This window comes from Tropicibacter naphthalenivorans, assembly GCF_900176475.1.
In the GTDB taxonomy this organism is placed as follows: Bacteria; Pseudomonadota; Alphaproteobacteria; order Rhodobacterales; family Rhodobacteraceae; genus Tropicibacter; species Tropicibacter naphthalenivorans.
This window is the reverse complement of the sequence record NZ_FWXX01000003.1, coordinates 265,175-279,144: the sequence shown is the minus strand read 5'-3', so window position 1 is coordinate 279,144 and position 13,970 is coordinate 265,175. Positions and strand designations below refer to the sequence as shown.

The following is a 13,970-nucleotide window of genomic DNA, read 5'->3' as shown; positions in this document are numbered from 1 at the left end:
TAACGCTTCTTCTCTTTATAAATATCCAGTCCGAACCGCGTCACACGCGCATCGGCATGACGACGTAAACGGCGCTGGTATCATTGCCTTCACGCATCAAGGTCGGATCGCCGCTGGAGTTGAACATAAACACAGCGTTCTCGCGATCCACCTGCGAGGCGATTTCCAGCAAGTACTTGGCGTTAAATCCAATCTCCAGCCGTTCGTCACCATAGGCAACGGCCAACTCTTCCTCAGCGGCACCGCTGTCGGGCGCATTCACGGACAGCACCAGACGGTCCTCATCCAGCTGCAACTTGACCGCACGAGAGCGCTCGGACGACACGGTCGCCACGCGGTCCACGGCCTTGGCAAACTCCGACGCGTCCACTTCCAGCTTGCGGGTGTTGCCCTGCGGGATCACGCGGGTGTAATCTGGGAAGGTCCCGTCGATCACCTTGGACGTCAGCGTGATGTCCGGCGTGGCAAAGCGCACCTTGGTTTCCGACACGGACACGGCGATTTCCATATCATCGTCGTCCAGCAGCTTGCGCAGCTCACCCACGGTCTTGCGCGGCACGATCACCCCCGGCATGTCCGACGCGCCGGACGGCAAATCGGCGTCGATCCGCGCCAAGCGGTGACCATCAGTCGCCACGCAGCGCAGCACTTGCCCGCCATCGGCATCCGCGACGTGCATGTAAACGCCGTTCAGGTAATACCTTGTTTCCTCGGTGGAAATCGCGAATTTCGACTTATCGAACAACCGGCGCAACACGTCCGCCTTGGCCGAAAAGTTCGAGCTGTACTCGGACGAGGCCATAACCGGGAAGTCTTCGCGCGGCAGCGTTGCGAGGTTAAAGTTCGAACGGCCCGCAGCCACCGTCAGGCGGCCCGCGCCGGGCTCTTCGGACAGGGTCACAAGTGATCCGTCGGGCAATTTCCGCACGATTTCGTGCAAAGTGACTGCAGAAACCGTGGTGCCGCCGGGCTTTTCGACAACCGCAGGCGCTTTGTCCAAAACCTCGATGTCCAAATCCGTGGCGCGGAAGGTCACCGTGTCGCCTTCGGCTTCGATCAGCACGTTGGCAAGGATCGGAATCGTGTTCCGACGCTCCACGACCGATTGCGCCTGTGCTACGGCGCGCAACAGCGTCGCCCGTTCAATGCTGATCTTCATCGCCCTACCCTTATCCTAGCCGGGACACGCACCCTAGCGCGGGTCTGCGCCGTCTCCAAGCGGGTTTTCGCCGTTTGTCCCGTGGATTTAAGCCCCCGTCAAGGCAAAGCGGCGCCCCAAAGGACGCCGTTGCTCAAGTGTTGTGACCGGGTCTCAGGCTTCCAGCGCCCGGCGCAGCATTTCCACGTCTTCCTCGATCTGGCCATCGGCTACGCGCAACTCTTCGATGCGGCGCACGCCGTGCATGACGGTGGTGTGGTCACGCCCGCCGAAACGGCGGCCAATCTCGGGCAACGACCGGCTGGTCAGCTGCTTGCACAGGTACATCGCGACCTGACGCGGGCGGGCAAAGGTGCGCACACGCTTGGGGCCGATCATGTCGGACAGGCGGATGTTGTAATGCTCGGCCACGCGGCGCTGAATCTCGTCGATGGAAATCTTGCGCTCCGACGCGCGCAGCACGTCCGACAGCGAATCCTGCACCAGATCCATGTTGATCGGCTTGCCGACAAGGCTCGCGAAGGCAAACAGACGGGTCAACGCGCCTTCGAGCACGCGGACGTTGGTGGAAATGCGATGCGCGAGGAATTCCAGAACACCGTCTTCTAGGATCAGGCCGGGATACATGTCGCGGTACATTTCGACCTTCGTTTGCAAAATCCCAAGGCGCAGTTCGTAGTCGGTGGGGTGCAGATCCACCACCAGACCCGATTGCAAACGCGAGCGAATGCGGTTTTCCAGATCCTTGATCTCATCCGGGGCGCGGTCCGCGCTGATGATGATCTGCTTGTTCTGATCGACCAAAGCATTGAAAGTGTGAAAGAATTCCTCTTGCGTGGAATCCTTGCCAGCGATGAACTGCACGTCGTCGACCATCAGGATATCGACAGAGCGGAACATCTCTTTGAAATCCATCATCTTGCGTTCGCGCAACGCCTGGACAAAGCGATACATGAACTGTTCGGCAGACAGATAGAGCACGCGCAGATGCGGGTTCTTGGTCGACAGCTCGTGCGCGATGGCGTGCATCAGGTGGGTCTTACCAAGGCCAACGCCACCATACAGGAACAGCGGGTTAAAGGTGACGGGGCCACCTTCGGCAACGCGTTTGGCGGCGGCGTGCGCCAGCTCGTTCGGTTTGCCGACGACAAAAGTGTCAAAGGTAAAGCGCGCGTCCAAGGGCGCACCGGGGAGCGAATCCTTGGCCGGTTCAGCCGCAGCGGCGGCAGGCTTGGGCGAGGGTTCGGTCGCCGGCGCGGAGGGCGCAGCGCCACGATGGGTGTCAAACGACAGGCGGCGCGCAGTCGGATCAATCCGGGACAGTTGCGCTAGCAGCATGTCGCCAAAGTTTTGCGAAACATAGGTGCCAAAGAAATTGGTCGGCGCTTTGAACGTGACCACGCCGTCGTCGTCCGTCCCCACGAAGGTCAGAGGCTCGATCCACGTTTTGTAGTTATTCTGCCCGATGGTGTCGCAAATCTGCTTTTGCAATGCGCCCCACTGTTCTTTTGTCATTTGTCCCCAGATCCTCAGTAGTAGTCGTCCCCGCCGGACCGAAATCCGACACCGACCCACACAACAGAGCGCAAAAGACACCCCCATACCCAAAGGACATGAGTCGGGATTGCTCCCGTCTTGTCGTGCTCGATCCGCCCATCGTCCCCACGTTGGCGGGTCGGCACGACCCTGTGTTTGCCTTGGACTGGCCGAGGTTTCCCCCGAATCTCAATCAACCCTAACGGGTCTTCCTTGAGCGATTCCTAATTCCGCCAAGCGGTGATGGAATCGGCAGCCTGTCCCCCCTGCGATGTGACTCGCTGGCTGAAATTACCAACCTCGGATGGGACGCGGCAACCGATCTTACGCCTTGACTCGGGATTCGATGAAAAAGAATCCCTAAGGCGGTCAAAAGGTTAACACGCACGAAAAAAGGCACCACATCTAGTGGTGCCTTTCGGAATTCCAACAATATGCTGGTGGCAAATTAGCCGATCGCCTTAACGCGTGCCGCGAGACGGGAAATCTTGCGGGAGGCGGTGTTCTTGTGGAAAACACCTTTGGTGACGCCGCGCATCAGCTCGGGCTGAGCGGCTTTCAGGGCTGCTGCGGCTGCGTCTTTGTCACCCGATGCGATTGCTTCTTCGACCTTGCGGATCGCGGTGCGGATGCGCGAACGGCGAGACTTGTTGATCGCAAAACGGGTTTCGTTCTGACGGGCGCGCTTTTTAGCCTGGGGCGAATTTGCCATGATGATCGTTCCTGGTTCTTAAGGTTCTGTTAAAAGCGCAATGCCTGACACAGACCCGATCAAGATCAACGGGACCGATTCTTGCCTGAGCGGGCATCACGCGCATGTATCATGGGCGCCTATACAGATTTTACAGGCGCCCGACAAGTAGATATGCCGCTTAGCGGTCGCGGAACTGCGCGGTGCGCTTTTCCATGAAGGCGGCCATGCCTTCCTTCTGGTCCTCGGTCGCGAAGAGCGAGTGGAACAGGCGACGCTCGTAGAGCAGACCTTCGGCCAGCGTCGTCTCATAGGCGCGGTTGACCGATTCCTTGGCGGCGATCGCCGAGATCATCGACTTTTCAGCGATCTTTTCCGCGGCGCTCTTGGCCTCTTCCATCAGCTGTTTGGCGGGCACGACGCGGGACACCAGCCCGGAACGCTCTGCCTCTTCGGCATCCATGAAGCGGCCAGTCAGGTTCATGTCCATCGCCTTGGATTTACCAATGTAGCGGGTCAGGCGCTGCGTGCCGCCAAGCCCGGCGATGACGCCAAGGTTGATCTCGGGCTGGCCGAACTTGGCCGTGTCCGCCGCGATGATAAAGTCGCACATCATCGCCAGCTCGCAGCCACCGCCCAGCGCGTAGCCCGCGACCGCCGCGATGATCGGCTTGCGCGTCGAGGTGATCGCCTTGCCTTCGCCGCCGAAGAAATCCGACAGATACATGTCGACATAGGATTTTTCCGACATTTCCTTGATGTCTGCACCTGCGGCGAACGCTTTGGGCGAGCCGGTGATGATGATGCAGCGCACCTTGTCGTTGCTGTCCGCCTCTGCAAGCGCCGTCGACAGCTCACCCAACAGGTGGCTGTTCAGCGCATTCAGCGCGTCGGGGCGGTTCAGTTTGATGGTCGCGACGTGATCTTCTACTTCGACGATGATCGTCTCATAGGCCATGTGATCGGGCTCCGTCCGTTTCGTAGTCTGGAAGGCTTAGCACTTCATTCATATCGATCAAGCTATCTTTGACAGTTTGGACAGTAAAAAGTTGACCGCCCCGACTGCACGATTCGCTTGATTTCATCGGTGCAACCGGGGGTCCGACAGGGGGCGCCTTCGCGACCGTAGACGTCAAAGCTATGCTGAAAATATCCAAGTTCTCCATCGGCTTGGCGGAAATCCTTGAGCGATGATCCCCCCGCTTCGATGGCTTGTTCCAGCACCTCGCGGATGATCGGAACCAATGCGGCAATCCGCGCTTCGCTGATCTTGTTCGACCGGCGGGCTGGGTGAATTCTGCCACGGTAAAGCGCTTCGCAAACGTAAATGTTCCCAAGGCCCGAGACGATTTTTTGATCCAAAAGCGCTGATTTAATAGGCATCGCCCGAGGTTTCACCTGCCCGACAAGGTGGGATTCGTTAAAGGCGTTCCCCAAGGGCTCTGGCCCCAGCTTGGCCAGCAAGGGGTGCTGTTCCGCGGTCGCCGTGTCCAGCAGATCCATCGCGCCAAAGCGCCGGGGGTCGTTGAAGGTGATCCGTGCGCCGTTATCCATGTCGAACACCACGTGATCATGCTTTTCCGGCGCAGGATGTTCGTGGACGAACTGTCCCAATGGGTCGCCCGACACCAGCATCCGCCCCGACATGCCTAAGTGAATCAACAAGGTCTCGCCCGTCGACAGGTCCGCCAGAATGTACTTGGACCGACGCCGCAGCCGCTCGACCCGCGCGCCGGTCAGCCGCTGCGCCATGTTTTCCGGGAAGGGCCAGCGCAAATCGGGGCGATTCACCTGGGCGCGGGCGATCACCACACCTTCCATCGCGGGGGCCAAACCGCGACGGACTGTCTCGACTTCGGGCAATTCGGGCATATCTAAAGGTCCTGTCGATTGTATCGCGTGAACGGCAGTCATATGAAGGCCCTGAACATAAGGACAGCAAGGCCATGAGTGAAGAGATCGGGAAAACAACGCATTTCGGATTCACAGAGGTCCCCGAAGGCGAAAAGGCCGGAAAGGTTCAGGGCGTCTTTACCTCTGTTGCGTCAAAATACGACGTGATGAACGACGCCATGTCCATGGGCATCCATCGCATCTGGAAAGACGCGATGATGGATTGGCTTGCGCCGCGCCCCGGTCAAAAGCTGCTCGATGTGGCTGGCGGGACGGGCGACATCTCTTTCCGGTTCCTCAAACGCGCCGGGCACGCGCATTCGACCGTGTTTGACCTGACCGAATCGATGCTGGTCGAAGGACGCAAACGCGCCGAGGCCAGCTCGATGGCGGATCAGTTGGATTGGGTCACAGGTGACGCGATGAAGCTGCCCTTTGCCGACAACACCTTTGACGTTTACACGATTTCCTTTGGCATTCGGAACGTGACCCGCCCGCAGGAAGCGCTGAACGAAGCCTATCGTGTGTTGCGGCCCGGTGGGCGCTTGATGGTGCTGGAGTTCTCGCAAATTCCGAACGAATTGATGCAAAAGGTTTACGATCTGTACTCCTTTAACATCATTCCCCGGTTGGGTCAGGCCATCGCGAACGACCGCGATTCTTATCAATACCTCGTTGAATCCATTCGCAAATTCCCGGATCAGGAAACCTTCCTTGGGATGGTGCGCAAGGCCGGGTTCGAGAATGCCAAGTATCGCAACCTGACCATGGGCATCGCCTGCCTGCATTCTGGGTGGAAGATCTAAGATGCGCGGTCCGCATAACATCTGGCGCCTGATCCGCACTGGCGCAACTTTTGAGCGTACCGGCGCAATGGGGGTCGCCCTTGAGGCGTTCGACACGCCGGTGCCATTGCGCATGGCCGCACGGGTCCTGGCCTGGCCGTTCAAGTGGCTCGGCTACGAAGGCGACCCCTCGCAGCCGCCGGTGGTGCGCGCACTGTCCGCGCTTGGCCCCGCCTACATCAAATTCGGCCAGATCATGTCGACTCGTCCCGATGTGGTCGGCGCGGATATGGCGCAGCAGCTTCGTGTTTTGCAGGACAAACTGCCCCCCTTCTCGGTCGAAGTGGCGAAAACTCAAGTGGCCGAAGAGCTTGGCCAACCCATCGAAGCCGTCTTTTCCGGGTTTTCCGATCCGGTCGCAGCCGCGTCGATCGCGCAGGTGCACAAGGCGACCCTGTCCGAGACCGGCGAAACCGTCGCCGTCAAAGTGCTGCGTCCCGGAATCGAGCGCGCGTTCCGCAAGGACATCGACGCCTTTTATTTCGCAGCCGGCATGATCGAGGCGCTGTCCCCCGCGTCGCGCCGCCTGCGCCCCCGCGACGTGATCGAACATTTCGAAGGCGTGGTGAACGGAGAGTTGGATCTTCGTTTGGAATCAGCAGCTTCCAGTGAATTCTCCGCGAACACCAAGGACGACGAAGGCTTTCAGCTGCCGCAAATCAAATGGAACCTGTCCGGCCGCCGCGTGATGACGATGACCTGGGCAGAAGGCGTTCCGCTGGGCGACAACGACGCAATTGATGCCGCTGGCCATGATCGCACGATCTTATCGGAACGGGTTTTACAACTGTTCCTCAACCACGCCTTGCGCGACGGGTATTTCCACGCCGACATGCACCAAGGGAACCTAAAGGTCGCCGCAAACGGGGACATCATCGCCTATGATTTTGGAATCATGGGACATATTGATGAATACACCCGCCGCGTCTACGCCGAGATCCTCTTTGGCTTTATCCGGCGTGACTACAAACGCGTGGCCGAAGTGCATTTCGAAGCGGGCTATGTGCCCGCCGATCAGGACGTCGATGAGTTTGCGCGCGCCCTGCGGGCGGTGGGCGAGCCTATCTTTGGCATGGACGCCACCGGCATTTCGATGGGCAAACTTTTGGCCTATCTGTTTGAAGTCACTGAACGTTTCGGCATGGAGACACGAACCGAACTGATCTTGCTGCAACGCACCATGGTCGTGGTCGAAGGCGTCGCGCGATCGCTCGATCCGCATATGAACATCTGGAAGGTCGCCCAACCCGTGGTTGAGGCCTACATCAAGCAGTCGATTGGCCCGCGTGCTGTCGGCGCCGATTTGTGGAAAACAGCGCTGGTGATGGCCCGGTTCGGTCCGAGACTGCCAAAACTGGTCGAAGCTGCGCTGATCAAACAGTCTCAGCCTGAACCGCAAAACCGGGCCAAACCGTGGGCTGCGCGATTCACTTGGCTCGGTGTTGGTCTGCTTATGGGTCTGACCGTCGCTTCGATCGGGTTGCATCTAGGCTAACCCCCTTGGGCTAACCCTATGAAAAGAAAAACGGCAGCCTCTCAGCCGCCGTTTCAAATCATTCCGAGTTCGTCTGAAACTCAGTCGGTGCCGGAGGTCGCAGCTGCCACAACAACAACAGTCGCGATGGTGCCAACGATCATCATCGGCAGGAATGCGAGACCAACGGAGGAAACAAACGGGTCTGCTTCCTGTGCGAAGGCCGGAGCGGCGGCAAGAACTGCGGCCGCAGAAATCATAAGCTTTTTCATGGTGTTCTCCAGACTATACGTACAAGGGCGCAAAAAGCACCCGATGCCTTTGAATTTATACACAACACAGCACTCGTTCAAACCACATTTTTTGCAGGCGCAGCTTTTTCAGCAGCAGTCCCGCCATCCCATCGGCGCGATTGAACACGCGCCGTGCCAATCATAGGTTAGACGATCACACACGAAGATCAAACAATCGAAAACAAGCAATTGTTTTCAGTACATTAGGCATGTTTTTAGGGCGACCTTTCTTGCGCATTAACCTGTGTTAATTGCGTGCTCAAATTGCAAGCGGATTGTTGCGGATTTGACGCTTGAGGCGCCATCGCGATGCTTAAACCACCGGTTCACGCAAACCGATAACGTTGTTTGCGTCCATCTCCGTCCCATCGGACAGCCGCAGTTTGGCCGTGCCGGATTCTGCCCAGACTTCGTTAATGTTGCTGTAAACGGCGGCCGGACTGGTGTCGATCAATTCATCCAGGAAAAAGCTTTCGACTTCGAAAGAGTAGACGCCCTGTGGGTGCATCTGGCCTGAGGCATCGCGTCCGCTCCAGCTGACATGGCTTTGATTTTCATTCAGGACAAATCGTTCCAACTCAACCCCTTCGGAATCGCGGACGACAAGCATCGCGCTATTCGCGTTCGGCGCAAAATCTGCCCGAACATCAATCGGCTGGCCGCTGAATTGAACAGGCTCTTCGACCAAGGCCTCCATGCCGACCCAATCCGAGTAGCCGCGCAAGACCTCACCGGGCGCCTCTACGCCGCCGGACAGCAGCGTTTTCATCGAGGTCAAAAGCTCATTCGTAAGGACCTGCTGTTCCACCGATGAAAAGGTAGCCAACTGGGTTGCATAGTCCGACGAATCGATCGGATTGAGCGGATCTTGGTTCTGAACCTGAACCGTCATCATTTTGAGAAACGTCTCAAAATCCGAGCTGACCACCGCACGCGCACTTTCGCTTGGGGCGGAAGTGGTGCCGCTTTGCGCGGTGGTTTGAAACGGCTGAGTGCCACTGATTTCTACCATTTTGAACCTCAGATAAGGATATCCAGCCCGTCCTGGGCCGCAGATTTCGGAGCATTAGCGGGTGTTGGATCTTCGACATGTTCAGGCGCAGACACGGATCGCGCGCCCGGTTTTTGGCCGTCTCGAGCGTCATCCCCAAAAGAGAATCCAGCCCCCTCAAACCCCGCATCCGCGAGGTCACGAGACAGTTGGTCAATGTGCCGGCGCATGAGATCCAGCGTTTCCTGACGGTCCGCTTGAATGTTGACGGTCATGCCTTGATCGCTGTGGACCAACTGCAAACGCACCTGACCAAGCTCTTCGGGGTTAAGGCGAATCTCAATCCGGTCCTCGGTCATTCTTGCCACGGCTTCGGTGATCTGACGTATGACTTGAGCCGAAGTTGCCGGAGTATTGGGGGTTGCCGGGTGGATCTGCGCCGAAGCGGATGGGCCACGCGCATCGGACGGCGCCGAGATCGTCGTAAATTCCACGCCTTCTTCTTCCGTCACTTCAAACAATGTTGGAGCGTTCACACGACCGCGAGACTGCGTCATTTCCGGCGCAATTGCCTGAATCGGGACAGTAACGGCGGCCATCTCTGGCGCTTTGGCATTGGACACCGAGGCCGCCATCGGCATTGCAACCTGCGTTTCGCGCTCTTTTCGAATGAGCTCGCGGGGGTGAATCGCATCCGTCACCTTCGCCTCTAACGCGGGAGCGTTAGGCTGCACAGGTTTTTGCGGCACGATCGGATCCGCTGGCCTTGTGGCTTTCCGAGTAACAAAAACCTCTTCGGCATCATCGAGAATGTCACCATCTGCTTGCGGCGACCGGGGCGAAATCGGTGATTGGGTCGGCAATTCTCGCTCCTGCGCCACAACGGGCTGGGGCACCGTGGGCGAGGGCCGACCTGGATCTGTGCTCGTCGCTGCAACCGCGCTGCGCACCTCTGGGGTCACATCTTTGACCTTAATTTCTATCTCATTTGTTCGAGCTGCCGCGGGCACGGGGCGCTCTTTTGCGACTGTCTCAGCCACATCATCAGAGCCCAAACCTGCCAAAAAGGCGTTTGCCTGTGTTCGCGGCTCGATTTTGGTCGGTTTTTCAGCTGCGATCCATTCGCGCGACTCGGAAGACCGCGTCACGAACACCTGAGCGTCGGCTTCGCTTTCAAGAGCGGGCGTGTGAACGCTTGTGCCGTTTTGCGGATGCACTTGCACTTCGGTCCGGGCTTGCGCGGGCTCCGTGACGCGCAGCGGCGTTGGCCGCGCCTCATCGGCCCTTACCGCTTTATGCGGCTCTCTAGGCATATCAGGTAGGGGCAAATCGCGCGGCTCGGATGTACGCGGGGTCGGCGCTGCCTGTTCCACCTCGGTTTCAGCAAGGGGCGTTGGCGATTCGGGAACCGTTGTTCTTGTGGTCCGCACAGGCTCGGAGGGTTTTTCGGCCCTTTCGACTGAAATCGGCCGCGCCACGGTCCGAGGCTTGTCTGTATATGGTGCTTCCGACGCTGTGCGCTCCGGAGCCTGCGGGTCTGCGGCAGGCAAGGATTGAGTATCCACGACAGCTCTTGTCGTGCTTTCCGGAGTATGCACTTTTGAAGATGCCCCGGACGCCCGCGGCTCAGAGGTAATTCGCACGGACACCTCTCCCAATTGTCCGCGACTTTCCAAGGCTTTGGCCCTGGGTTCGGTGCGAGGTCCGATAGGCTGCTTAGCTTCGATGCTCTCCATTTCGGAAACCAGTTGGGCGAGATCGGGCAGGGCTGCGCCGACATTTTTAGTGTCCGTCTTTGCGGCAGACTGCGGGACAAGTTGCGGCACCGTCACCGGCCCCGCCACCGATCTTTCGACGCTTTGAGGCTTGGGCTGATTGACAGGATCGGTTTCTGACAACGCAAACTTCGGCGCATTGATGGGCATATCCTGCGCAATTGGCGTGACTTTTGGCGTCCCATCTGGCGCTCCCTCAGCGACCGAGGGAGCCGGCACAGACGGCATTTTGGCCGCCGAAGCCATCAGCGGCAAGGTTTTTGCCTTTGGTGCGGACTGAAGCCCCGCCGTCCAAGGCTTTAGCTCTTTGGCTGCTAAAACCGGGATCGCGTTTTGCTTGGGTTCTACGGTGGCCGTTCCGGTCGCCGCTGCGGCCGGATTCGGTTGCCCCACCAGAGTCGATACAGCCATGCGAGGTGCAGGCGGCGGAGCTATGATGTCAACCTCGGCAACCTGCTTGTGGCGAGCCGCGCGGACGGCAGGGGCGGTGGCCACCTCCGAGGGTTCGACTGTCGCAATTGGCGGCACTTTTACCGGGCGCGCGACCTGACTCATCTGCAAAGGAAGCGATTCTGCGCTCTTTTCGGGTGCCGGTGGCACGCCCTTGCTGGGCAGATCGGTCGTGGCTTGGGCGGCAACCTTCAGAGCAATGCCCGATTCGGCCCGTGCAGGCCGCGCTGCGGCGTCGTTTCTTTCCTTTGGTTGCACCATCTCTGCCTTTGGCGGCTCCGCGTCAGGTACCGGTTTGCGAGTCTCCGGACTCTCTGACGTCTCGCCGCCAAAAAACTTGAGCGGCAGGTCGCTGGAATGCTCTTCCACAACGTCCGGAGCCTCAATCCTCGTTAGATCAACGTCGTCTTCCGACGTCTCGGGAATCGATTCGTCAGGCACGTCGGTTGGCTCATCCGTGGCAGGTGCTTCGGTCGATTTCACCGCTTCGGCCGGGTTGCGTTCCGGGCGCGCACCGGACGCGTCATTGCCTAATTCTGCAAAGATATCAGAAAATTGCGTGTCCCCTTTCTCGGGGGTTTGCGCATCGCTCGCTTGGGGGGACTGGGTCAGCCCAAGCAGACTGGTCAATTGTGTCAGCATGTTCGCTCCGGGAATTCTTCCGCTGCTGCACAATAGACCTCACATCCTTACCGGTTCTTTACCGAGATACTTTCAAATCAGTTCAACTGAGTCGAATTGGAGAGAAAAGAATGGAGATTTCAACGTCGACAGCGATGACACTGCCCTCGCAAGACCAAGCCCTTCGCAAAGCTGCAAAAGAACTTGAGGCAAATTTTCTTGCAGAAATGCTGAAATCCGCCGGTGTCGGAAAAACTCCCGAAGCCTTTGGCGGTGGCGCTGGCGAAGATCAATTCGCCTCTTTCATGCGCCTCGAACAAGCCCGCCAAATGGCCGACCAAGGCGGAATCGGGCTCGCAGAATCGCTTTATCACGCATTGAAGGAGAGAATGAATGACCAGTGACACGACCCGCCGCCTGGAGGAATTGCTCAAGGCTGAGCGCCAGGCTCTTTTGTCTGGGGATTTTGACCAAATTGCTGAAATCATGGAAGAAAAGCAAAAAATCGCTGAGGATCTGGACGAGGCCGGCCTGTCAAGCGAGGAGCTGTCCCCCATCCGCGACGGGATGCGGCGCAATCAAGAATTGTTCGATCAGGCCTTGGCCGGTTTGCGCAATGTCACCAATCGCATCAGCGATTTGAATCGCGTGCGCCGGTCCACGGACACATATGATGCACAGGGTCGCCGCCAGACAATTGATGCCCCTGCCGATCGTCGGCTGGAACGACGAGCATAAGCATTTGCATCAAATCTGCCTGATCTTCGGTGCCGATCTTAGCGCTGCGTTAGGATTCAAAAGCGATGTTGGCGAGGCACCGAAAACAGGTGGCACAGGTCGAAAACACCAAGGCCTGTAACAGTCAGAAAGACGTCAGAGAGCCGATTACGGCAAATGCAAACCGGCGCCAAAAAGCGCTTAAAAACTAAGGACAAATCATGTCTAGCATTCTGACGAACAACGGCGCAATGGTTGCGCTGCAGACCCTGAAATCCATCAACTCCGGTCTTGCCGGTACCCAGCAGGAAATTTCCACGGGTAAGCGGGTTTCCAACGCCAAAGACAACTCTGCCGTTTGGGCCATCTCGAAAGTGATGGAAGCCGACGTCAAGGGCTTCAAAGGCATCTCGGACAGCCTCAACTTGGGCCAGTCCACTGTCTCTGTGGCACGTCAAGCGGCGGAAACGACCACTGAACTGCTGACCGACATCAAGGGCAAGATCGTTGCCGCCCAGGAAGAGAACGTCGATCGCGACAAGATCCAGACCGACATCGACGCTTTGCGCGATCAGATCTCGGCGGTTGTTGGCGCGGCTCAGTTCAACGGCCTGAACCTGCTGTCGAACACCGACACGACTGCGGGCTCTGGCAGCATCAACGTTCTGGCGTCTCTTGACCGCTCGGCCGATGGTGTGGCGGCATCCGACATCAACGTTACCAAGCAGGACCTTGGGACGGGTGCATCCGACATCGCTGCGGCTGCGTCTGCCGCAACCGCGACTTCCGACACCATCACTGGTGGTGCTGGTGGTGCCGCTGCTGCAACCCTGACCGGTGCAGCTACCGCTCCGACGACCGATATCATCATCGGCTCTGCGGGCACTGACGCAATTACCGCCGGTACCGGCTACTCGATTGCGATCTCTGCGGGTGCGGCTGGCCTCGCCAATGCGGACACTTCGACCAAGAACGACATCAGCTATGTTGCCCGTGACGGTGACACCGCTGCTGACGTTGCGGCCGGTCTTTCGGCGGCCTTCAACGCTTGGGTCGACGCTGAAGCCGGCACCGACGCAGAGCTGACCGCCACTGTAAGCGGTAACACCGTGACCATCACGGGTTCGACCACCACTGGTGACAACGCATCGGTTCTGGCCAGCGAATACGCCGCAGCCGACACCACGATCGGTGGCCGCCTCGAAGCGTTGAACGACATCGACGTGACCACTCAGGCAGGCGTCGACAGCGCGCTGACCGAAATCGAAGGTCTGATCCAGACTGCAATCGACTCGGCCTCCGCATTCGGTTCTGTTCAAGGCCGCATCGAAACCCAGTCGGACTTCATCTCGGGTCTGACTGACGCACTGAAATCCGGTATCGGCACCCTTGTGGACGCCGATATGGAAGAAGCCTCTGCTAAACTGCAGGCGCTTCAGGTGCAGCAGCAGCTGGGCGTTCAGGCTCTGTCGATTGCCAACCAGGCACCGCAGTCGCTCCTGTCGCTGTTCCGCTAAAATTAACG

At 58.5% G+C, this 13,970-nt stretch carries 13 protein-coding genes; 5 read left to right on the top strand and 8 right to left on the bottom strand.

Annotated elements, in window-relative coordinates; genetic code table 11:
* Positions 1-40 precede the first annotated feature (40 nt).
* The 5 genes from dnaN to mutM all read right to left on the bottom strand — a co-directional run bounded on the left by dnaN (position 41) and on the right by mutM (position 5,258).
* The gene (gene dnaN, locus B9A11_RS09275; protein WP_058248113.1) at positions 41-1,159 is read right to left on the bottom strand and encodes a DNA polymerase III subunit beta; all 1,119 of its coding nucleotides are present in this window, start codon (positions 1,157-1,159) and stop codon (positions 41-43) included.
* A gap of 153 nt (positions 1,160-1,312) precedes the next feature.
* Positions 1,313-2,674: a chromosomal replication initiator protein DnaA gene (gene dnaA, locus B9A11_RS09270; protein WP_058248112.1), complete on the bottom strand. Its 1,362-nt coding sequence runs from the start codon at positions 2,672-2,674 to the stop codon at positions 1,313-1,315.
* Between the two features lie 469 nt (positions 2,675-3,143).
* Positions 3,144-3,407, bottom strand: coding sequence for a 30S ribosomal protein S20 (gene rpsT / locus B9A11_RS09265; protein WP_058248111.1), 264 nt, complete (start codon positions 3,405-3,407; stop codon positions 3,144-3,146).
* Positions 3,408-3,567: 160 nt separating this feature from the next.
* Positions 3,568-4,344 (bottom strand): enoyl-CoA hydratase, encoded by a 777-nt coding sequence (locus B9A11_RS09260; protein WP_058248110.1) that lies wholly within the window; start codon positions 4,342-4,344, stop codon positions 3,568-3,570.
* Positions 4,345-4,406: 62 nt separating this feature from the next.
* Positions 4,407-5,258: a bifunctional DNA-formamidopyrimidine glycosylase/DNA-(apurinic or apyrimidinic site) lyase gene (mutM, locus tag B9A11_RS09255; protein ID WP_058248109.1), complete on the bottom strand. Its 852-nt coding sequence runs from the start codon at positions 5,256-5,258 to the stop codon at positions 4,407-4,409.
* Positions 5,259-5,332: 74 nt separating this feature from the next.
* Here mutM and ubiE point away from each other — a divergent pair, with 74 nt between their 5' ends.
* Both ubiE and ubiB read left to right on the top strand, forming a co-directional pair.
* Entirely contained in the window at positions 5,333-6,085 is a 753-nt protein-coding gene (ubiE, locus tag B9A11_RS09250) for a bifunctional demethylmenaquinone methyltransferase/2-methoxy-6-polyprenyl-1,4-benzoquinol methylase UbiE (protein ID WP_058248108.1), read from the top strand.
* 1 nt (position 6,086) lies between these two features.
* The gene (ubiB, locus tag B9A11_RS09245; protein WP_058248107.1) at positions 6,087-7,619 is read left to right on the top strand and encodes a 2-polyprenylphenol 6-hydroxylase; all 1,533 of its coding nucleotides are present in this window, start codon (positions 6,087-6,089) and stop codon (positions 7,617-7,619) included.
* An 80-nt stretch (positions 7,620-7,699) separates the two neighbouring features.
* Here the strand turns inward: ubiB and B9A11_RS21380 are convergent, their stop codons facing one another.
* From B9A11_RS21380 to B9A11_RS09235, 3 genes are all read right to left on the bottom strand, one after another.
* Complete coding sequence (locus B9A11_RS21380) at positions 7,700-7,870, bottom strand: hypothetical protein (RefSeq protein ID WP_159452487.1); 171 nt, start codon at positions 7,868-7,870, stop codon at positions 7,700-7,702.
* Between the two features lie 334 nt (positions 7,871-8,204).
* Positions 8,205-8,903 (bottom strand): flagellar hook capping FlgD N-terminal domain-containing protein, encoded by a 699-nt coding sequence (locus B9A11_RS09240; protein ID WP_058248106.1) that lies wholly within the window; start codon positions 8,901-8,903, stop codon positions 8,205-8,207.
* Positions 8,904-8,911: 8 nt separating this feature from the next.
* Positions 8,912-11,749, bottom strand: coding sequence for a flagellar hook-length control protein FliK (locus B9A11_RS09235; RefSeq protein ID WP_058248105.1), 2,838 nt, complete (start codon positions 11,747-11,749; stop codon positions 8,912-8,914).
* 110 nt (positions 11,750-11,859) lie between these two features.
* On the opposite strand from B9A11_RS09235, the gene B9A11_RS09230 reads away from it, so the two are divergent.
* From B9A11_RS09230 to B9A11_RS09220, 3 genes are all read left to right on the top strand, one after another.
* Positions 11,860-12,132, top strand: coding sequence for a rod-binding protein (locus B9A11_RS09230; protein ID WP_058248104.1), 273 nt, complete (start codon positions 11,860-11,862; stop codon positions 12,130-12,132).
* Positions 12,122-12,466, top strand: coding sequence for a flagellar protein FlgN (locus B9A11_RS09225; RefSeq protein ID WP_058248103.1), 345 nt, complete (start codon positions 12,122-12,124; stop codon positions 12,464-12,466). The genes B9A11_RS09230 and B9A11_RS09225 overlap by 11 nt, the downstream gene beginning before the upstream one ends.
* A 200-nt stretch (positions 12,467-12,666) precedes the next feature.
* Entirely contained in the window at positions 12,667-13,962 is a 1,296-nt protein-coding gene (locus B9A11_RS09220; protein ID WP_058248102.1) for a flagellin, read from the top strand.
* Positions 13,963-13,970: the final 8 nt, after the last annotated feature.

Excerpts from the sequence above, each read along its gene's own strand:
- B9A11_RS09220 (WP_058248102.1), top strand. The coding sequence starts at position 12,667 with ATGTCTAGCATTCTGACGAACAACGGCGCAATGGTTGCGCTGCAGACC.
- dnaN (WP_058248113.1), bottom strand. The coding sequence starts at position 1,159 with ATGAAGATCAGCATTGAACGGGCGACGCTGTTGCGCGCCGTAGCACAG.
- rpsT (WP_058248111.1), bottom strand. The coding sequence starts at position 3,407 with ATGGCAAATTCGCCCCAGGCTAAAAAGCGCGCCCGTCAGAACGAAACC.
- B9A11_RS09230 (WP_058248104.1), top strand. The coding sequence starts at position 11,860 with ATGGAGATTTCAACGTCGACAGCGATGACACTGCCCTCGCAAGACCAA.
- B9A11_RS09235 (WP_058248105.1), bottom strand. The coding sequence starts at position 11,749 with ATGCTGACACAATTGACCAGTCTGCTTGGGCTGACCCAGTCCCCCCAA.
- ubiE (WP_058248108.1), top strand. The coding sequence starts at position 5,333 with ATGAGTGAAGAGATCGGGAAAACAACGCATTTCGGATTCACAGAGGTC.
- B9A11_RS21380 (WP_159452487.1), bottom strand. The coding sequence starts at position 7,870 with ATGAAAAAGCTTATGATTTCTGCGGCCGCAGTTCTTGCCGCCGCTCCG.
- dnaA (WP_058248112.1), bottom strand. The coding sequence starts at position 2,674 with ATGACAAAAGAACAGTGGGGCGCATTGCAAAAGCAGATTTGCGACACC.
- B9A11_RS09240 (WP_058248106.1), bottom strand. The coding sequence starts at position 8,903 with ATGGTAGAAATCAGTGGCACTCAGCCGTTTCAAACCACCGCGCAAAGC.
- B9A11_RS09225 (WP_058248103.1), top strand. The coding sequence starts at position 12,122 with ATGACCAGTGACACGACCCGCCGCCTGGAGGAATTGCTCAAGGCTGAG.
- ubiB (WP_058248107.1), top strand. The coding sequence starts at position 6,087 with ATGCGCGGTCCGCATAACATCTGGCGCCTGATCCGCACTGGCGCAACT.
- B9A11_RS09260 (WP_058248110.1), bottom strand. The coding sequence starts at position 4,344 with ATGGCCTATGAGACGATCATCGTCGAAGTAGAAGATCACGTCGCGACC.
- mutM (WP_058248109.1), bottom strand. The coding sequence starts at position 5,258 with ATGCCCGAATTGCCCGAAGTCGAGACAGTCCGTCGCGGTTTGGCCCCC.